The sequence below is a fragment of the Streptococcus sp. LYSM12 genome (assembly GCF_004569635.1).
In the GTDB taxonomy this organism is placed as follows: Bacteria; Bacillota; Bacilli; order Lactobacillales; family Streptococcaceae; genus Streptococcus.
Genome location: NZ_SPOZ01000005.1, coordinates 82,331 through 102,576, shown reverse-complemented (window position 1 = coordinate 102,576; position 20,246 = coordinate 82,331). Strand labels below are relative to the sequence as shown.

Sequence of the window (20,246 nt, the reverse complement as noted above, 5' to 3'; positions counted from 1 at the left end):
CGTCGCTTTCATATCGCTTCATCCAGTGTCTGATAGTATAATCAGACACTTGGTAGGTTTTCGTTAATTGACTGAGGGACTGCTTATGGCTCAGATACAACTGAAGGATTTCACATTTTTCTTCTACTGATTTTGGACTTCTTTTAGACATACGAAAACTCCCCTTATAGTGTCTAGTGAATTTTTGTTTTTTCACTGTCTACTATAAGGGGAGTATATCATTTGAACCAGCCCTTTCTTTCGCTTGAAAAAGGAGCGTATTCACGGTAAAATAGATAGGCTAGGTATAGAAAGTATGGTAGGAATATGCAGCAGATAAAACGATTTGAAAATAAAAAAGTCTTAGTCCTAGGGCTTGCTAAGTCTGGGGAGGCAGCGGCGCGCTTGCTGGATCGATTGGGAGCAATCGTGACCGTTAATGATGGCAAACCTTTTGAAGAAAATCCAACAGCTCAGGCTCTTTTGGAAGCGGGAATCCGTGTGATTTGTGGTAGTCATCCGTTGGAATTGTTAGAGGAAGACTTTGCCCTACTTGTGAAGAATCCAGGGATTCGCTACGATAATCCTATGGTACAAAGGGCGCTTGAAAAAGAGATACCTGTCTGGACTGAGGTAGAGTTGGCTTACCTTGTTTCAGAGGCTCCGATTATCGGTATCACTGGATCAAATGGGAAAACGACGACTACGACTATGATTGCGGAAGTTCTCAATCAAGGTCAACAGTCAGCTAAATTATGTGGAAATATTGGATTTCCTGCCTCATCTATTGCCCAAGATGCAAGGGCGACGGATGTACTGGTTATGGAATTATCTTCTTTTCAACTTATGGGAATAGAAGCTTTTTGTCCTCATATTGCAGTTGTGACCAATCTGATGCCGACCCATATCGACTATCACGGTTCGTTTGAAGAATACGTGGCAGCCAAATGGCGGATTCAAGAGCAGATGACGGGAGATGATTTTGTCATCCTCAATATGAATCAAGCGATTGCAAGGTCACTAGCCGAAAAGACCAAGGCACAAGTGGTTCCGATTTCAACGCAAGAACCTGTTGAGGGTGCCTATCTAGCAGACGGTCAGCTCTACTTTAAGGGTGAGAGAATAATGGCTGCTAGTGACATAGGTGTACCAGGTAGCCACAATGTTGAAAATGCCCTTGCTGCTATTGCAGTTGCCAAGATCAGGGGTGTTGATAATCAAGCAATTAAAGAGGCTCTTTCTACTTTCTCCGGGGTCAAACACCGTTTGCAATACGCAGGTCAAATGGAGGGTGTGACTTTCTATAATGACAGCAAATCTACCAACATCTTGGCTACTCAAAAAGCCTTGTCAGGTTTTGACAATGCCAGGGTTATTTTGATTGCGGGCGGGCTTGACCGTGGTAATGAATTTGACGAACTGGTGCCGGATTTGGTGGGCTTAAAACACATGGTCATCTTGGGAGAGTCTGCCTCTCGCGTCAAACGTGCAGCTGATAAAGCTGCTGTGCCTTATACGGATGCTCAAGACATAGCAGATGCCACTAGAAAGGCTTATCAACTAGCGACAGTGGGAGATATTGTCCTTCTCAGTCCTGCCAATGCGAGCTGGGATATGTATGCCAATTTTGAAGTCCGTGGCGATAGTTTTCTCAAGACGATTGGGGAATTGAAGGGAAATAAATAATACATGAAAAAAATAGTCTTTACAGGGGGAGGGACAGTCGGTCATGTGACCTTGAACCTCCTGTTGATTCCGCGATTTCTTAAAGACGGATGGGAAGTACATTACATCGGTGATCGCCAAGGCATTGAATACCAACAGCTGGTTCAATCAGGACTAGATGTTCAGTTTCATGGGATTGCAACAGGGAAATTGCGCCGCTATTTTTCTTGGCAAAATCTGCTAGATATCTTTAAGGTGGCGTGGGGAATTGCCCAATCCCTTGCGATTTTATTGGCGATTCGTCCGCAGGCTCTCTTTTCAAAAGGTGGGTTTGTATCGGTTCCGCCAGTTATCGCGTCTCGCCTATTAGGGATTCCTGTTTTTGTTCATGAGTCGGATCTATCCATGGGATTGGCCAATAAAATTGCCTACAAGTTTGCAACAACCATGTATAGTACTTTTGAGCAGAGCGCTGCGTTAGATAAGGTCAAACATGTGGGGGCCGTGACAAAAGTAGCTCCTGTAAACAATATCACTCCCATTCAGCTCCCTGAAATTATCAGCCAATTCGATGAAAATGTGCCAACCTTGCTCTTTGTAGGTGGTTCGGGTGGTGCTAAGATTTTTAATGATTTGATTAGTCAGCATCAAGCTACCCTGATTGAGCGGTTCAATATTATCAATTTAACCGGGGATACGAGCCTCAATCAATTATCAAGGAGATTGTATCGAGTAGACTATGTGACGGATTTGTACCAACCCTTGATGAATGAAGCTGATGTGGTTATTACTCGCGGTGGCTCAAATACAATTTTTGAATTGGTTGCCATGCAAAAGCTACATCTGATTGTTCCTTTGGGACGTCAAGCTAGCCGTGGAGATCAGCTAGAAAATGCTCGTTATTTTGAAGAGAAAGGCTATGCTAAACAATTGGACGAAAGCATGCTTACACTTGAAAACTTGTTGGAAGCAGTGGAGCAGTTATTGGAGGAAAAAGAAAGCTATATCGAGCGAATGAGGCATTCGACGGAAATTCAAACCATTGATCATTTTTATCAATTATTGAAAGCAGATATAGATAGAAAGGCATAGAATGACAGAAAAGGATCCCTTGGAAGAAGTCAAACAGGCAGCGCAAGAAGAAGCGAAAAGCCAAGTAGAAGAACAAGCACCTGAAGTCGAGACTGAAACCGAGATTGAAATGGAAGCAGAAAGTGATTTTCTTGCCCAATGGAAAGAACGACATCAGGCTTATTTGGCGAGCCAAAAAGAGACTGAATCAGAAAAAGAGGGAGAAAAGTCTACAGCAGTAGCTCCTAGTCGTCCTCTTGAAGCTACCCAAAAAGAAAAAGGAGAGAAGAGAAAAGATTTTGATAGCATTCATATTTTTCAGAGGTCAGAGTCAAAACGAGAAGCTGTACCTACTCCGATTTCACGCAAGCTCCTGCTACAAGCAAGTCCAATCATTGCAACAGCTCTCATTGGTATCTTGCTTGCGGTCTATTTTATCAGTCCCTTGAGTAAAGAAAAGAAGATTGAGGTCGTTGGAAATCAACTGCTCGATTGGGAAACCGTTCTTGCTTACAGTAAGATTTCTGAAAAAGACTACGCCTTGACAACTCTGTTACAAACAAAAAATATTGAAGCCAATATCAAAAATAGTAGCAATATTGTCAAATCAGATAAGATAACTTTCCAATTTCCAAATCGCTTTACGATTCGAGTGGAAGAGTTCATGGAAGTGGGGTATTTAAAAGAAGCGGATAACTATCGTCTGGTCCTATCTAGTGGAGATATCTCAGAAACAGTGATTACAAACGAAGCGTTACCGGAACGCTACACCTCTATTAACCTAGTAGATAAAGCTTTAGTTAAGGAACTTGCGCTACAATTAGCACCGATTGATGCAGACATACTCAGCAATATCAAGAGCATTGAGTTGACACCAAGCAAGGTAACTGCTGATTTGCTGACGATGTCTATGTATGATGGGAATACCTTGCTCCTTCCCCTCAGTGAAATTGATATAAAACTCCCCTATTATTCTAATATCGCTAAGCAACTTTCTGTCCCTAGTATCGTGGATATGGAGGTTGGTGCATTTAGCTATGCAAAATAGAAAAAATAATAGAAAAAAGCTTTTCTATCACCATTTTTTAATATTGTATGGTATAATGGAGGGTGAATAACTATATTTAAAACATGGAACTAAAAATTCTTAAAAGTTTGAGAAGTAAGAGAGGACTGACAGGATGGCTAGAAATGGCTTTTTCACGGGATTAGATATCGGTACAAGCTCCGTTAAAGTCTTGGTTGCAGAGTATGTAGAAGGCGAAATGAATGTGATTGGCGTGAGCAATGTCAAAAGCTCAGGCGTGAAAGATGGGATTATTGTCAATATTGACGTGGCGGCAAATGCGATTAAATCAGCGATTGCACAAGCTGAGGAAAAAGCAGGTATCCGCATTGATAAGGTAAATGTTGGCTTACCAGCAAACCTTCTTCAAATAGAACCCACTCAAGGTATGATTCCAGTAACAACAGATTCGCAAGAAATTACAGACTTGGATGTACAAAATGTTGTGAAATCTGCCTTGACAAAGAGTATGACGCCAGAACGTGAAGTTATTTCCTTTATACCAGAAGAGTTTGTAGTAGACGGTTTCCAAGGTATTAAAGACCCTCGTGGTATGATGGGGATTCGTTTAGAGATGCGTGGAATGCTCTATACTGGTCCGCGTACAATCTTACACAACTTACGCAAGACAGTCGAACGTGCAGGTGTTCAAGTAGAAAATGTTGTCATTTCTCCGCTGTCATTGACTCGTTCAGTTCTCAACGAAGGTGAAAAAGAATTCGGTGCCATTGTCATTGATCTTGGTGGTGGACAGACAACGGTTGCGGTTATGCGTGGTCAAGAATTGCAATACACCAATATTTATCAAGAAGGTGGCGATTATATCACCAAGGATATTTCTAAGGTATTGACAACTTCTCAAAGCATTGCTGAAAACTTGAAATTTAATTACGGAATTGCTTATCCGCAGGAAGCGAGTGAAAAAGAAAAGTTCATGGTTGAAGTGATTGGAGAATCAGCTCCAGTGGAAGTGACCGAACGTTATTTGTCAGAAGTCATTTCAGCTCGTCTTCGTCAAATCTTTACCCGTGTGAAGCAAGACTTGGAGCGAACACGTGCCTTGGATTTACCAGGTGGGATTGTTTTGGTCGGTGGTGTAGCAGTATTGCCAGGTATTACGGAACTTGCCCAAGAGATTTTTGGGGTCAGTACGAAACTATACGTACCAAATCAGATTGGTATCCGCAATCCAGCCTTTGCCCAAGTGATTAGTTTGGTAGAATATGTTGGTAGCCTAGATGAAGTTGAGATGATTGCTCAGTCAGCTGTAAATGGTGAAGCAACTCTTCGTCAAAAACCAATCGACATTCCTTTTGAAACACCAAAAGTTCGTCCAGCTATCCAGTCAGTTTCAAAAGAAATTCCAAGAGAAGTTACTCCTGAACCAGTTGAGGAACAATCTTATGCTTCTTATACAGAGATAGAAGAGGATGAAGCAAAAGTGAAGATCACAGATCGCATTCGTGGTTTGTTTGGAAGCATGTTTGAATAAGAAAAGAAAAGGTGATAAAACTATGACATTTTCATTTGAAGCAGCAGCAGCTCATGGTGCTGTCATTAAAGTTATTGGTGTTGGTGGTGGCGGCGGAAACGCTATTAACCGCATGATTGAAGAAGGCGTTTCTGGTGTTGAATTTATCGCAGCCAATACAGATGTTCAAGCGCTTAGCAGTTCAAAAGCTGAAACAGTTATTCAACTAGGTCCTAAATTGACTCGTGGACTCGGTGCTGGAGGTCAACCTGAAGTTGGTCGTAAGGCAGCTGAAGAAAGTGAAGAAGCTCTTACCAATGTATTGACAGGTGCAGATATGGTCTTCATCACAGCAGGTATGGGGGGCGGTTCTGGTACAGGTGCTGCACCAGTAATTGCACGTATTGCAAAAGGCTTAGGTGCCTTGACAGTTGCAGTTGTTACTCGTCCGTTCGGTTTTGAAGGAAACAAACGCGGTAGCTTTGCGATTGAAGGAATTGAAGGGCTTCGTGAACAAGTTGACACCTTGTTGATTATCTCAAACAATAATCTCCTTGAAATCGTAGATAAGAAAACACCACTTTTAGAAGCACTTAGCGAAGCAGATAATGTTTTACGCCAAGGTGTACAAGGAATTACAGACCTAATTACCAATCCTGGTTTGATTAACTTGGACTTCGCTGATGTGAAGACAGTCATGGAAAACAAAGGGAATGCTCTCATGGGAATCGGTATCGGTTCAGGTGAGGAACGTGTTGTAGAAGCAGCTCGTAAGGCTATCTATTCACCACTTCTTGAAACAACGATTGATGGCGCAAATGATGTCATTGTCAATGTAACAGGGGGTTACGATATGACCTTGACAGAAGCGGAAGAAGCATCTGAAATTGTTCATCAAGCAGCTGGTCAAGGTGTCAATATCTGGCTTGGAACTTCTATAGATGAAACGATGAAAGATGAAATCCGTGTGACAGTTGTTGCAACGGGTGTTCGTCAAGACACAAATGAAAAACCAGTGCGTCAACGCATGGATTATGCTTCAGTTGGTCGTTCTGCTTCACAACCTACAGCGCAAGCAGAAACGGCAGCTTCAAAAGCATCAGCTTTTGGTGAATGGGACTTGCGTCGCGAAAACATTCTTCGTCCAGCTGAGAACACAAATCAGTCAACTGTTTCAGTTGAGAAATTTACGATGGACGAAGAAGAAGATGAGTTAGATACTCCACCGTTCTTCAGAAATCGTTAAGATGAGTTTACAACAGAATAGAGATGCTGTATTTGCTACCCTTGAGCAGGCTAAAAAAGATGCGCATCGTTCTCAAGATTTAGTCAATGTAATAGCTGTCACCAAGTATGTTGACAGCTCTATTACTAAAGAATTGGTAGCTACAGGCATTCAGCATATTGGTGAAAACCGCGTTGATAGATTTTTAGAGAAATACCAGGCTTTATCAGCCTATCCTCTCACCTGGCACTTGATTGGAAGTCTGCAAAGAAGAAAAGTCAAAGATGTGATTAACTATGTTGATTATTTTCATGCTTTAGATTCCATCAAACTAGCGCAAGAAATACAAAAACGCGCTAAAAAAGCCGTGAAATGCTTCCTTCAAGTCAATATTTCTAAAGAAGAAAGCAAACATGGCTTTCTAGTAGAAGACTTAGAAGAGGTCTTGAAGCAGTTGTTACCTCTTGATAAGGTGGAGGTGGTCGGCCTGATGACCATGGCACCTTTTGAAGCTAGTCATGCAGAGCTGATGAGTATTTTCTCAGAAGCAAAAGAACTGCAAGAGCGATTGGCGGCCCGTAATCTACCCCATATGTCTTTTGCTGAACTCAGTATGGGAATGAGTAGTGATTTTACAGAGGCCATTGCTTGCGGAGCAACCTTTGTCCGTATCGGAACAGCATTTTTTAAATAAGGAAGAGAAACGTGGCTTTTAAAGATACATTTAAAAATATAATTAATTACTTTGAAATAGAAGAAGATAGGGAGCAAGAAGCGTATGGTCTACAGAATGAGGGCTCTAAGATGAGAGTGGCTCCTGTGCCAACCCATGAGGTGGAAACGCCAGTAGATCGTTCTAAGTTTTCGCGCTCTCAGCTGAGTGCAAAACCTGTCGCAAGGCACCCAGAAGAACAGTCAGTAGTGAAGCCAGTTACAGGCAAATCGACGATTGATATTAAGTACCCTAAAAAGTATGAAGATGCACCAGAGATTGTGCAATTATTGATTGATGATGCGAGCATCTTAATCGATTTCCAACACATGTCTGAAACACAAGCTCGTCGCTGTCTTGACTATTTAGATGGAGCTCGTTCTGTCCTTTCAGGAAATTTGAAAAAGGTATCCAATACTATGTGGCTGTTGACTCCAGCAAAAGTGACGGTCAATATAGAAGAGCTTCGCTCGACAGCTCCACACTACACGTCAGAGCTCCCTTTTGATTTTGATATGAAGCGGTAGGAATGTATGACAGTTGTTATTGTATTTCTATTGGAAGTATTAAAGATTTATTCCTATATCTTGCTTGCCTATGCTTTTATCTCATGGATTCCAAATGCCTATGATAGTTCGATTGGACGCTTACTGACCAGCCTTGTCAGACCGATATTAGTGCCCTTTCAGCGTTTCAAGTTGCAATTTTTAGGTGTAGACTGGACCATTGTTTTGGTATTGTTTTTGATTCACAACCTGTCGAGAATCTTAAGTTGGTTACTTTAGAACAAAGCTATGAATCGATCCTATCAGCAATTATTCCAGCATTTTCCGAAAGAAGAAAAAGCCTTTATTGAACAGATTATTGATTTTTGTCAGCAAGCAGACAGGACCTATTCCTATCGACTTACTCCGTTTTTGAATCCCAAACAGGATGAGATAGCGAAGTCTATCGCAGCTCATTTTCAGCTAAGATATTGGAGCAGTCGCAATCTGATTGCTACAGAATATTCGCGTGGTATTATCGCACCAGATTATTACATGTTGGATGAGGATGATTTTGAAATGTCCATGCTTGAGGTTCTCTATCCGCGAAAATATGCAACGTTGACGCATTCTCAAATTTTAGGGACCTTAATCAATCGTTTGGGAGTAAAGCGCCAGTATATTGGTGATATTCTTCTGGAAAAAGACCATACCTATGTCTTATTAGATAAGCGTTTTGTTCCGCTCCTGATGAGTGAAGTCGAACAGATTAGCCGGATGCCTGTTAGCTTTGAGGAATGTGCCGTTAAATCGGTAGTAGTTGATGTTCTCTCGGATGCTAGTCTTGAGAAGATTCTTATATCGAGTTTACGACTGGATAAATTGGTTGCAGCAGTTTTTCGGCTAGCTCGCTCACGAGCTAGTCAACTGATTGAAGCCAAGCAGGTCAAGGTTGATTATTTACCGATTACGCAAGTGGGAAAGAGTTTAGAGGTAGGACAATTAGTCAGTGTCAGAGGTTTTGGCAGAGTTCGTATCAAAGAAATTGTAGGATATTCCAAAAATGGTAAAGCAAAAGTAGAAATAGAAGTTATTAGAAAGTAGGGAATTATGGTACTTACATCATTAGAGCTGAAAGATAAAACGTTCGGCACTAAATTTAGAGGATATGATCCAGAAGAAGTAGATGAATTTTTGGATATTGTAACCGAAGATTATGAAGAACTCGTCCGAAAAAACCATGAGCAAGAGATGGAAATTAGATCTCTGCAAGATCGTCTTACTTACTTTGATGAGTTGAAAGAATCGCTTAGCCAATCTGTTATCTTGGCACAGGATACAGCTGAAAAAGTAAAGATTGCTGCTAAAGAACAGGCCTCTAACATTATCAAGCAGGCAGAATACGACAATCAATCATTGCTCAATGCATCCAAAGATAAAGCCAATGATATTTTACGCATTGCAACGGATAATGCAAAAAAAGTGGCGGTTGAAACAGAAGAGTTGAAGAACAAGACGCGCGTTTTTCATCAACGTCTCAAGTCTACGATTGAGGGCCATTTGGCTCTAGTTGATTCGCCGGAATGGGAAGAGATTTTACGTCCGACTGCTTCTTACTTACAGACGAGCGATGAAGCTTTCCGTGAAGTATTAGAACAGGTTCTAGCTGAATCAGTGGATACACATGAGGATAGTTTGGAAGTAACGCGTCAGTTGTCAGCAGAAGAAATAGCTGAATTGGTACAGCAAGCAGAAGCACTTGAGCAAGAAGTAGCACAAGCTGAAGTTCAAGAAGAAACAACAGAAGAATAGAACAGTATAATAGAAACAGGATGAGATAGAAATATTTCGAGCGAGTAGGTGACGGTGGAAGACCTGCATTCCCTAACTATCTGATTATCATTCTATTGAATTTTCCTTGAAATCAGTAGGGGAAAACGGTTTGCTTTCCGTTAACGAGCAAAGGAGGGATGGGCAAAGTCTGCCTATCTGAACTAAGGTGGTACCACGAACTTTCGTCCTTTTTGGCGGAAGTTTTTTTTAATCGCCTCGATAGTTTGTTTAGTTGAACTCGGGCTTAAAGCTTGGAAAAAATAGGCAACTGTTCTAACTTTAGCTAGCGCAGCTTGGCTCCTGTAAGGCTAGAAATTCTCGAAGAAGCTGCTGTTTCTTTTAAGAAAAGTGTAACTTTTCTCAATGGTACAGCAAGACGAGTGAACGAAGTAATAAAAATAGAAACGAAAGGACTATACTGTGGCTGTAGCCAGGCTGTGCTAGCTTCCGGATACGAAACGATCCAGTGGAGCGTTTCGTAAATATTGTATGCCTGCATATCTTGTGGAGATGAGTATAACATACGATGATAACATTAAAACTAGTAGATGAAACAACATTTGAATCGGTTATCCAGCTATCTGTTGCCCCAAAAGATGAACGCCGTTTGGCTTCTAATCTCTATTCGCTAGCACAAGCTTGGCTCTATCGTGAGAAAAACCAACTTGAACCTCTCGCCATTTTAGCAAGCAATCAGGTAGTGGGTTTTCTCTTATTGTTGAAAGAAGGGGAGAAAGAAAGCTATTTGATTTGGCGCTTGATGATTGGTCAAGCCTATCAGAATCGTGGGTATGGTACAGAAGCTTTGAAATGGGTCATTCGAAGAGCAAGGAATGATCCAGCTTGTAGCCGTCTAATTACCAGCTATGTGGTCGGAAATCACAAGATGCGTGGAATCTTAGATGGTCTGGGCTTTCAGTCAACAGGTCTAGCTACCAATGAAATTGTAATGATGTTAGAAATCTAAAAAGGAGTATTTATGAAATTAAAAGAAACCCTTAATCTTGGAAAAACGGCTTTTCCAATGCGCGCAGGCTTGCCAACAAAAGAACCTGTTTGGCAAAAGGAATGGGAAGAGGCAAACCTCTACCAACGACGTCAGGACTTGAATGCAGGTAAACCGCATTTTATCTTGCATGATGGTCCTCCGTACGCTAATGGCAATATCCATGTTGGACATGCCATGAACAAAATTTCAAAAGATATCATTGTGCGTTCGAAGTCAATGTCTGGCTTCTATGCACCATACGTTCCAGGCTGGGATACACATGGTCTACCAATTGAGCAAGTGTTGGCAAAACAAGGTGTGAAACGCAAGGAAATGGATCTGGTTGAGTACCTTGAGATGTGTCGTGACTACGCCCTTAGTCAAGTGGAAAAACAGCGTGAGGACTTCAAGCGTCTCGGTGTGTCTGGTGATTGGAACAATCCTTACGTAACCTTGACACCAGACTATGAAGCCGCTCAAATCCGTGTCTTTGGTGAAATGGCGAAAAAAGGCTATATCTATCGCGGGGCAAAACCAGTCTATTGGTCATGGTCATCGGAATCGGCGCTTGCAGAAGCAGAAATCGAATACCATGATTTGGTGTCGACCTCCCTCTATTATGCTAACCGTGTTAAAGATGGTAAAGGAATCTTGGATACAGATACTTATATCGTTGTTTGGACTACGACACCTTTTACCATTACCGCTTCTCGTGGATTGACGATGGGACCTGACTTTGACTATGTAGTGGTTAAGCCTAAAAATGATGAGCGTAAATTTGTCATTGCAGGTGAATTATTGAACAGCCTCGCAGAGCGTTTTGGCTGGGAAAATCCGCAAGTAGTCGCAAGCTATAAAGGACAAGAATTGGATCGTATCGTGACGGAACATCCGTGGGATAGAAATCAGGATGAATTGGTCATGAATGGAGACCACGTTACCCTTGACTCAGGTACAGGGATTGTCCATACAGCACCTGGATTTGGTGAGGATGACTACAATGTTGGGATTAAATATGGCCTAGAAGTTGCAGTCACTGTCAACGAACGTGGAATCATGACCGAAAATGCAGGTCCTGATTTTGAAGGACAATTCTACGAAAAAGTAGTTCCAACAGTGATTGAAAAATTAGGTGATTTACTTCTTGCTCAAGAAGAAATCTCTCATTCCTACCCATTTGATTGGCGGACCCAAAAACCAATCATTTGGCGAGCAGTACCGCAATGGTTTGCCTCTGTTTCAAAATTCCGTCAGGATATCTTAGATGAGATTGAAAAAGTAACATTCCATTCTGAGTGGGGGAAAGTTCGCCTTTACAACATGATTCGTGACCGTGGTGACTGGGTCATCTCTCGTCAGCGTGCCTGGGGTGTGCCTCTCCCAATCTTCTATGCAGAAGACGGAACACCAATCATGACCGAGGAAACGATTGGACATGTAGCAGAGCTATTTGCTGAGCATGGTTCTATTATCTGGTGGGAGCGTGAGGCTAAAGAACTCTTGCCAGCAGGTTTCGTTCATCCAGGATCTCCAAACGGTGTCTTTACCAAGGAAACGGATATTATGGACGTTTGGTTTGACTCAGGTTCTTCATGGAATGGTGTCTTGAATACTTGCCCAGACTTAAGTTATCCAGCTGACTTGTACTTGGAAGGATCTGACCAGTACCGTGGTTGGTTCAACTCGTCACTAATCACATCTGTTGCCGCAAACGGTGTCGCACCTTACAAACAAATCCTTTCTCAAGGTTTCACCTTGGATTGGAAAGGTGAGAAGATGTCTAAATCCCTTGGAAATACAATCTTGCCAAGCGACGTTGAAAAACAATTTGGAGCAGAAATCTTGCGCCTTTGGGTAACGAGCGTCGATACCAGCAATGATGTTCGGATTTCCATGGATATTTTGAATCAAGTATCTGAAACCTATCGTAAAATTAGAAATACCCTTCGTTTCTTGATTGCCAATACCTCTGATTTTGTACCGTCAGTAGATACCGTTCTTTATGACGAATTGCGTTCTGTTGATAAATACATGACGATTCGCTTTAATCAAGTGGTTGCCAGCATTCGTGAGGCTTATGCTGACTTTAAGTTCTTGGATATTTATAAGACCATTGTCAACTTTGTAACGGTTGATTTGTCAGCCTTTTACTTGGATTTTGCCAAGGATGTGGTCTATATCGAAGGAGCTAAATCGCTTGAGCGCCGTCAAATGCAGACTGTTTTCTATGATATATTGGTCAAATTGACCAAGCTTTTGACTCCAATCTTGCCACATACAGCCGAAGAAATCTGGTCTTACTTAGAGCATGAGGAGGGTGATTTCGTTCAGTTGGCTGAATTACCAGAAGCAGAAAACTTTGAAAACCAAGAAGAACTATTGGGAACATGGGCAATCTTTATGGACTTCCGAGCAAAAGCTCAAAAAGCTTTAGAAGAAGCGCGGGTAGAAAAAGTCATTGGTAAATCCCTTGAAGCGCATGTGACGGTTTATCCAAACCAAGAGATGAAGACCTTGTTAGAGGCTATCAATAGCGATGTGGCGCAGCTGCTCATCGTATCTAACTTGACTATTGCAGACGAAGAAGCACCATCAAATAGCATTGCTTTTGAAGATGTAGCCTTTAGCGTTGAGCGGGCAGCAGGAGAGGTCTGCGAACGTTGCCGCCGTCTGGATACAAGCGTCGGAACCAGCACAAATCCAAATCTGTCAACTGTCTGTGATCACTGTGCCTCTATCCTTGAAGCTAACTTTCCAGATGCCGTAGCAGAAGGATTTGAAGCTAAATAAGATAATAAAAAACCGAGATCTCTCGGTTTTTTATTATCTTGTGCAATCAAGTAACATTAGGTCTTTTAGTACTAGGCAAGGAGCTGCAGGCTATACTTAGAGTACAGCAAGACGAGTTAACGAAGTAATAAAAGATAAACGAAATGACTATAAAAGGATAGCTTAAGTTCTCACATTTGTAGACAGTCATGTCATCAAGCATTCATTGAACTTCTTCGGTCGTTTTCTCACTTAGCTGAACTTCCGTTCAATCGTTGGTTTCGTTGCTTCATCTATAGAGTATATCGTCTTTTCGTTTGCCTTTAGTACTAGGCAGCGAGTCGCAGGTAGTACTGGAGTACGGCAAAGCGAGTTAACGAAATAATAAAAGATAAACGAAGTGACTATAAATTTGAAAACACTAGGTTTCAAGCCAGTATTTTCAAAAAAGAAATAAGAAAACCAACAGCTCAGCCGTTGGTTAGTAAGGTTTCAACCATTCATTTTACAATTGGGATGGACATCTCAATCAAGTGATCTGTATGAATGGTTTGAATGCCAGCTTGGTTGATGATTTCGGTGTCGATTTTGCGTTTTAGAAAGAAGTCTCGAATCTGTTCGATTTCGACCAGTTGAACAGCACGGTACTTATTGCTAATCAAGAGTTCGTAGTGAAGTGGTGCCTGCGTAAAAATAACATCGGTGTTCCCAGCAGAATAGGTTTCCACCAGAAAGGCATCTGTGTTTGCTAATTGGTTTTGCACAAGTTGTGCTTGACTGTTTGTCGTGTTGATGATCTTCATGCGTGACCTCCAATCATTCTTTGCATTTATTATAGCACTCTTGGGAACATTTGACTAGCCTCAATCATGTTTATGGGCTAATTTCCATTGCTCAATCCCCCACTTGTGGCTACCGCGCTTGAGCTTATCGATGGCAGTGTCAATATCAAACCAAGCCAGGTGATTAAAGTCTTCAAGGGGCTGTCCGATTTCTTGGTAGCTCGTTACCTCATAGATATAAGCAGGATTGTAGTAGTGAGTATCGCGGTGACGTGAGTAGAAATATTCATCTGCCTGACCGTAATATGCGCCAATTTCTGCTGTAAAGTCAAGTTCTTCTATCAATTCACGCTTGAGAGCAGTCAAGTGATTTTCTCCAGTTTCAATCTCTCCTCCTGGAAGAAACCAAGCGCCGTTAGGTGCTTGAACTAGAATGATGTGCTTTTTTTGTGGATCGGGAATGACGGCGTAGACACCGTAGCGATTTTGGTAGGTCACCCCTGTTTCTTTTTTGCCGAATGATGCGTGTGCCATTGGTTTTCCTCAATGATGATTTTTTATCATTATAGCATAAATATTGGAAAAAGAAACCTTATTTTGCTTTTATGGCAATAGCACCCTTGCTAGTTAAGACAGCGCGTAGATTTTGTTCTTCTGGATGTTCCAGATAGAAGTCTGTCAGTGGATCCTCGATATATTCTTGGATGGTTCTGCGAAGTGGACGAGCTCCCATTTTTGGATCATAGCCTAAATCAACTAATTTTTCCTTTACCTTATCGGTCACATGAAGTGTAAGTCCTGTGGTCTTTAGACGTTCGTTGATATCAAGAAGCATGAGATCCACGATATGAAGGAGATTTTCCTTGCTGAGGGCTTGGAATTCGACAATGCCGTCAAAACGGTTCATAAATTCTGGACTGAAGAAGTTGCTGAGTTGACCGAGGACAGAGTGCGTGCGTCCCTCTAAAGAGGCACCGAAGCCTACGCTAGCTTCTACTTTACCTGTTCCAGCATTTGAGGTCATGATGATAATGGTATCTTTGAAGCTGACTGTGCGACCTTGTCCGTCTGTTAAGCGACCATCATCCAGGACTTGAAGAAACATATGCATGACATCAGGGTGAGCCTTTTCAATCTCGTCAAGCAGAATGAGCGAGTAAGGATTGCGGCGGACTTTTTCAGTCAGTTGTCCAGCTTCTTCGTAGCCAACGTAGCCTGGAGGTGCTCCGACTAATTTTGCGACGGCATGTTTTTCCATATATTCGGACATATCAAAGCGAATCATATTGTCGGCAGATCCAAAGAGTTCAATGGCTAATTGTTTTGACAGTTCAGTCTTTCCGACTCCCGTTGGTCCAACGAAGAGGAAACTTCCAATTGGACGGTTCGGTGCACCGAGCCCCACTCGGTTGCGACGAATGGCCTTAGCAATTTTATCAACGGCAGTATCTTGACCGATGACATGTTTTTTTAAGTCATTGGCTAGGTTAATCAATTGCGATTGTTCTTTTTCTTTCAAATCACCGACAGGAATATTGGTTTTTTGTTCGATAATGGCTTCAATTTCTTTTTCCGTAATGACGGGTATATCTTCGTTGCTGATCGTTGCTTTTTGCATCTCCTTATATTTTGCGATTTGATCACGATAATAGGCTGCTTTTTCAAAATCTTCATCGCGAGTAGCTTGGGTCTTGCGATTTTCGGCATCAATCAAGCGTTGGTCAATTTCTTTTGGATCAACGAAATTCAAAGTCAAGTTCATCTTAGAGCCAGCTTCATCTAGCAAATCAATGGCCTTATCCGGTAAGAAGCGATCTTGAATGTAGCGGTTTGATAAAATGGCTGCTGCTTCAATGGCTGCATCGGTGTATTTAACATGGTGATAGTCCTGGTATTTGCTTTGAATCCCTTTTAGAATGATAATCGTCTCACTGACACTTGGTTCATTGACCTTGACAGGTTGCATGCGACGCTCCAAGGCTGCATCTTTTTCGATAATACGGTACTCGTTGAGCGTAGTAGCGCCAACCAGTTGCATTTCACCACGAGCAAGGGCAGGTTTTAAGATATTGCCTGCGTCCATGTTGCCGTCACCTGTAGATCCGGCGCCGACAATTTCATGAATTTCATCAATGAAGAGAATGATTTCCTTGCGATTGCGGATTTCTTCCATTAGCTTTTGCATGCGCTCTTCAAATTGCCCGCGGATACCGGTTCCTTGAACAAGACTAACGACATCAAGGCGAATGACTTCACGACCTTGGAGTTTTTGTGGGACATCACCGTCCACGATTTTTTGGGCTAAGCCTTCGACAACGGCTGTTTTTCCGACCCCAGGCTCACCGATGAGGACAGGATTATTCTTGGTTCTACGGTTGAGAATTTCGATGACACGCTTGATTTCCTCATCACGGCCAATGACAGGATCGATATCTCCACGGCGGGCAATTTCAGTCATGTTAATGCCAAATTCCTCCAGCAATCCTTTTGGTTGTTGTGGAGGAGTAGCACCGCCGTTGTTGCCACGATTGCCACCACCTGACTGGGTAGGTGGCGTTTGATTGCGCGGTTTTCCAGCAGGTGTATGCCCTGGAATGCCTCCAATGTTATTGAAAAATTCGCTGAATGGATCCATGTTATTTGGATTGGTAAGGTCTCCCAATCCTTTTAAAATAGCATTATTAGGGTCCGTTTTCATGATTTGGTAGCAGTTGTGACAGAGATCCACCTGTTGTTGTTTTCCATTAAGATTTGTATAGAGATGAATGGTTGCATCGTTGATATTACAGTTATGACAAAGCATGGGAACTCCCTCTTTTCTATCGAATGTCTGCCTTTTTATTCCTATAGAAACCTCAAAGAATAATCTACCTAAGGGAATCTATAAGAGCTAAATAGTCAATAAAGGTCAGATATAATTTAATTATAACAAGATTTAGCTAAATTGCAAGAAACTACTACTCAATAAGATGTGAGAGCGTTAAAAGTACAAAGTGTACCAAGGTATAGTCTTTTCGTTTACTTTTAGTACTAGGCAAGGAGCTGCAGGCTGTATTAGAGTATAGCAAAGCGAGTGAACAAGTAATAAAAGATAAACGAAATGACTATAGCATCCGTATCTGTAAGCAGGCATAGCCTATAACAGCTATAGAAAAATTGACGAAAAATGACGTGAGAGCTTGCAGTCATTTTTTACTGACCTCGCTTTCTATTTTTAAGCTTGGGTAGAAATAGTCACTCTCCTGACAATTCTATCCCTAAGGGGAGCTACAGCTGTAACGAGCTAGAGCATCTGTGCCTCTTTTTCGGATAGAGTTTGCTTATATAGCCGTTTCGTTTATTTTTAGTACTAGGCAAGGAGTCGCAGGTAGTTGAAATAGTTGATAACTATTTCAAGTGACAGATAAGAAAAGTGTAACTTTTCTCAATGGTACAGCAAGACGAGTGAACGAAGTAATAAAAATATAAACGAAATGACTATATCAGGAGATGAGGGGATATGAAGCACATAGTATCCCCTAACATTTAAGACACTCTTCACCTAGAGAGTTTTTTGGTATCCACAAGCGAGTGAAGTTTACAGCCTCTCCGGTAAAAATTGGGGAGTATTCTTGTATTCAATTTGTTTACTACGACTTGATTTCCATTGAATGTAAACTGATCGCTAGAGCTTTTCATAAGGGGAGATATGACGGTCAGACTAGCTCAAAAAATAGTAAGGTTGGGAAATATTGGTCTGTGTAAGGTGCGAAGAAAAATGGATAAATCAAGACTTTTTACAGGAAATGTGATAGAATATCTCTATAATAAGAAATTAGGAGAAGTGATATGGAATCACATTTAGTGCGAATTATTAACCGTTTGGAAGCTATGGCGACTGACGGCGGAACCTTAAAACGTAATTTTGAGCGTGATGGTGTTGTCGTTGCAGAGGTTGCTTATAACTTTGATGAAGAAAATGGTTCTGTCTTTACGCTTCGCGATGTTCAAGCGCGTGAAACATATACCTTTGATAGCATTGACTTAATTGCAATGGAAATTTATGAATTATTGTATTAGTTCTTACTAACGAATGAAAAGCACGGAGGTGCTTTTTTTATAATGTGAATATTTAGTTGGAACTGTTGTATTTTTATTCAAATATGATACAATAGGAAGCAAACAGTTTGAAAAGAGGCAAAGAAATGGATTTTTCATTCCTTCCCAAATATTGGGATTATTTTAATTACGGAGCGATTGTAACGCTACTGATAGCAACCTTGGTTGTCTGTTTCGGCAGTATCTTAGGAATGATACTGGCCCTTGTACAACGTAGCAAATGTCGTCCCTTGGCTTGGTTAGCCAACATCTATGTCTGGATTTTCCGAGGAACCCCTATGGTGGTGCAAATCATGATTGCTTTTGCGGTTATGAACATCACAGCCCCTACCTTTGAGTTGGGGATTTTATCTGTGGATTTGTCCCGACTCTTGCCAGGGATTATCGTCATTTCGATGAACAGTGGTGCCTATGTATCAGAGATAGTGCGAGCAGGGATTAATGCCGTTCCCAAGGGGCAACTAGAAGCAGCTTATTCTTTGGGGATTCGCCCTTTTGAAGCCATGAAATCAGTCATCATGCCTCAGGCAGTAAAAAATATCTTACCAGCCTTGGGAAATGAGCTTGTGACAATCTTAAAAGATAGCTCACTCTTATCTACAATCGGTGTAATTGAGTTATGGAACAGCGCAACGACCGTTGCATCAACGACTTACTTGACTTTGACACCTCTTTTGTTTGCGGCTGCTTATTACTTGGTCATGACCAGTATCTTGACCTTGGCGATTCAGATATTGGAGAAACAGTTAAATAAAGGAGAACAGATACATGAGTGAGACCATTATTTCGATAAAGAATCTTCATAAGTCATTCGGTAAAAATGAGGTTTTAAAGGGGATTACTCTTGAGATTGACAAAGGCCAGGTGGTCGTGATTATTGGACCTTCTGGTAGTGGGAAATCAACTTTCTTGCGTACCATGAACCTACTTGAAGTGCCAACTAAGGGGACGGTGACTTTTGAGGATGTGGATATTACAGACAAGTCAAATGACATTTTCAAAATGCGGGAAAAAATGGGTATGGTCTTCCAGCAATTCAATCTTTTCCCTAATATGACTGTTTTGGATAATATCACCTTGTCGCCGATTAAGACGAAAGGGCTAACCAAGGTTGAAGCAGAAAAAATAGCCTATCAGTTACTTGAAAAAGTGGGGCTACCAGATAAGGCTCACGCCTATCCTCAAAGCTTGTCAGGCGGCCAGCAGCAACGGATTGCTATTGCACGTGGTCTCGCTATGGCTCCTGATGTCTTACTCTTTGATGAGCCGACTTCTGCTCTTGATCCCGAAATGGTGGGAGAAGTGCTAGCCGTTATGCAAGATTTGGCGAAAACAGGAATGACCATGGTTATTGTGACCCATGAAATGGGCTTTGCACGGGAAGTAGCTGATCGTGTCATCTTTATGGATGGCGGAGTTATTGTAGAAGATGGAACGCCACAGCAAGTTTTTGAAGAAACTCGGGAAGAGCGGACCAAGAATTTCTTATCAAAGGTATTATAAAAAATTGGGAGTAGGACGAGGTCGTGATTTTGAAGTCATGCTTATCCTTACTCCTTTCTTTCTATCTTTGCAATATTGACGAGCTTTCATCATTGAGGATAATGGCAGGTTGGAAATGAACTGCTTGTTTTAAGGGAATAGGCTAAAAAGCTCCACTGGAGCTTTTTCCTCATATTTGTTCGTGTATCACATTCCAACTCTGACCTCTGCGACTGATGCGAACGAGTTGCTTCATTTCCAAACTCCAACAGTCAGAGTAGGGACTGTTGGAGCTATGCGGGGGTGGGAGTGAAACGGTCTGGGAATAGACCGTTTCAGCCCGAAGCTAGAATGCAAGAAATAAGGTAAAAAACCAACTCTTTCTTATATGTTTTGAGCTCTTTCCCCCTCCCATACGATTGAGTAAAAAAGGAACTTTGAGCGGAGTGTGTTGAGTTGTGACTGGTAGTTTTAACAACTACTTTGCTGTTAAAGAGGAGCAGAGGTCATCGCTTGTGTCCATCCTAACTTAAGAAAGAACGGCTGTTCTTAATGAAGAACGCCAAAGTGCTAGGAGCAGGGATAAATTTCTGGTATAATGAAAAAAACGTAAAGGAGAC

18 protein-coding genes are annotated in these 20,246 nt (G+C 41.7%); 15 read left to right on the top strand and 3 right to left on the bottom strand.

Going from position 1 to position 20,246, the window contains the following annotated elements:
* Positions 1–306: 306 nt before the first annotated feature.
* From murD to ileS, 12 genes are all read left to right on the top strand, one after another.
* Positions 307–1,665, top strand: coding sequence for a UDP-N-acetylmuramoyl-L-alanine--D-glutamate ligase (gene murD, locus E4T79_RS02745; RefSeq protein ID WP_135027373.1), 1,359 nt, complete (start codon positions 307–309; stop codon positions 1,663–1,665).
* Between the two features lie 3 nt (positions 1,666–1,668).
* A complete protein-coding gene (locus E4T79_RS02740; protein ID WP_135027371.1) occupies positions 1,669–2,736 on the top strand; it encodes a UDP-N-acetylglucosamine--N-acetylmuramyl-(pentapeptide) pyrophosphoryl-undecaprenol N-acetylglucosamine transferase in 1,068 nt (355 codons plus the stop codon).
* A gap of 1 nt (position 2,737) precedes the next feature.
* Positions 2,738–3,763 carry an FtsQ-type POTRA domain-containing protein gene (locus tag E4T79_RS02735; protein WP_135027369.1) on the top strand — a complete coding sequence of 342 codons (1,026 nt, stop codon included), beginning with the start codon at positions 2,738–2,740 and terminating at the stop codon, positions 3,761–3,763.
* A 133-nt stretch (positions 3,764–3,896) separates the two neighbouring features.
* Positions 3,897–5,273 carry a cell division protein FtsA gene (gene ftsA / locus E4T79_RS02730; protein WP_135027368.1) on the top strand — a complete coding sequence of 459 codons (1,377 nt, stop codon included), beginning with the start codon at positions 3,897–3,899 and terminating at the stop codon, positions 5,271–5,273.
* Positions 5,274–5,295: 22 nt separating this feature from the next.
* The gene (ftsZ, locus tag E4T79_RS02725) at positions 5,296–6,498 is read left to right on the top strand and encodes a cell division protein FtsZ (protein ID WP_135027367.1); all 1,203 of its coding nucleotides are present in this window, start codon (positions 5,296–5,298) and stop codon (positions 6,496–6,498) included.
* A gap of 1 nt (position 6,499) precedes the next feature.
* Positions 6,500–7,171 (top strand): YggS family pyridoxal phosphate-dependent enzyme, encoded by a 672-nt coding sequence (locus E4T79_RS02720; protein WP_135027366.1) that lies wholly within the window; start codon positions 6,500–6,502, stop codon positions 7,169–7,171.
* An 11-nt stretch (positions 7,172–7,182) separates the two neighbouring features.
* Complete coding sequence (locus tag E4T79_RS02715; RefSeq protein ID WP_194183766.1) at positions 7,183–7,716, top strand: cell division protein SepF; 534 nt, start codon at positions 7,183–7,185, stop codon at positions 7,714–7,716.
* A gap of 6 nt (positions 7,717–7,722) precedes the next feature.
* The gene (locus tag E4T79_RS02710) at positions 7,723–7,974 is read left to right on the top strand and encodes a YggT family protein (protein WP_135027365.1); all 252 of its coding nucleotides are present in this window, start codon (positions 7,723–7,725) and stop codon (positions 7,972–7,974) included.
* Between the two features lie 9 nt (positions 7,975–7,983).
* Positions 7,984–8,778 (top strand): YlmH/Sll1252 family protein, encoded by a 795-nt coding sequence (locus E4T79_RS02705; RefSeq protein WP_135027363.1) that lies wholly within the window; start codon positions 7,984–7,986, stop codon positions 8,776–8,778.
* A 6-nt stretch (positions 8,779–8,784) separates the two neighbouring features.
* A complete protein-coding gene (locus E4T79_RS02700) occupies positions 8,785–9,486 on the top strand; it encodes a DivIVA domain-containing protein (protein WP_135027361.1) in 702 nt (233 codons plus the stop codon).
* Positions 9,487–10,033: 547 nt separating this feature from the next.
* On the top strand, positions 10,034–10,474 hold the full coding sequence (locus E4T79_RS02695; RefSeq protein WP_135027360.1) for a GNAT family N-acetyltransferase: 441 nt from the start codon (positions 10,034–10,036) through the stop codon (positions 10,472–10,474).
* Positions 10,475–10,486: 12 nt separating this feature from the next.
* Complete coding sequence (gene ileS, locus E4T79_RS02690; RefSeq protein ID WP_135027358.1) at positions 10,487–13,285, top strand: isoleucine--tRNA ligase; 2,799 nt, start codon at positions 10,487–10,489, stop codon at positions 13,283–13,285.
* Between the two features lie 479 nt (positions 13,286–13,764).
* Here ileS and E4T79_RS02680 read toward each other — a convergent pair whose 3' ends face one another.
* Genes E4T79_RS02680 through E4T79_RS02670 form a run of 3 tightly spaced genes read right to left on the bottom strand, consistent with a single transcriptional unit; the run spans position 13,765 to position 16,849 of the window.
* A complete protein-coding gene (locus tag E4T79_RS02680) occupies positions 13,765–14,067 on the bottom strand; it encodes a DUF1827 family protein (RefSeq protein WP_135027354.1) in 303 nt (100 codons plus the stop codon).
* Between the two features lie 60 nt (positions 14,068–14,127).
* A complete protein-coding gene (locus E4T79_RS02675) occupies positions 14,128–14,580 on the bottom strand; it encodes an NUDIX hydrolase (RefSeq protein WP_135027352.1) in 453 nt (150 codons plus the stop codon).
* Positions 14,581–14,638: 58 nt separating this feature from the next.
* The gene (locus E4T79_RS02670) at positions 14,639–16,849 is read right to left on the bottom strand and encodes an ATP-dependent Clp protease ATP-binding subunit (protein WP_135027350.1); all 2,211 of its coding nucleotides are present in this window, start codon (positions 16,847–16,849) and stop codon (positions 14,639–14,641) included.
* Positions 16,850–17,874: 1,025 nt separating this feature from the next.
* Between E4T79_RS02670 and E4T79_RS02665 the strand changes: the two genes are divergently transcribed.
* From E4T79_RS02665 to E4T79_RS02655, 3 genes are all read left to right on the top strand, one after another.
* Entirely contained in the window at positions 17,875–18,105 is a 231-nt protein-coding gene (locus E4T79_RS02665) for a DUF1797 family protein (RefSeq protein ID WP_135027349.1), read from the top strand.
* Between the two features lie 125 nt (positions 18,106–18,230).
* Positions 18,231–18,920 (top strand): amino acid ABC transporter permease, encoded by a 690-nt coding sequence (locus E4T79_RS02660; protein WP_135027346.1) that lies wholly within the window; start codon positions 18,231–18,233, stop codon positions 18,918–18,920.
* Positions 18,913–19,647, top strand: a complete 735-nt coding sequence (locus E4T79_RS02655; protein WP_135027344.1) for an amino acid ABC transporter ATP-binding protein — start codon at positions 18,913–18,915, stop codon at positions 19,645–19,647. Before E4T79_RS02660 ends, E4T79_RS02655 begins: the two co-directional genes overlap by 8 nt.
* Positions 19,648–20,246: the final 599 nt, after the last annotated feature.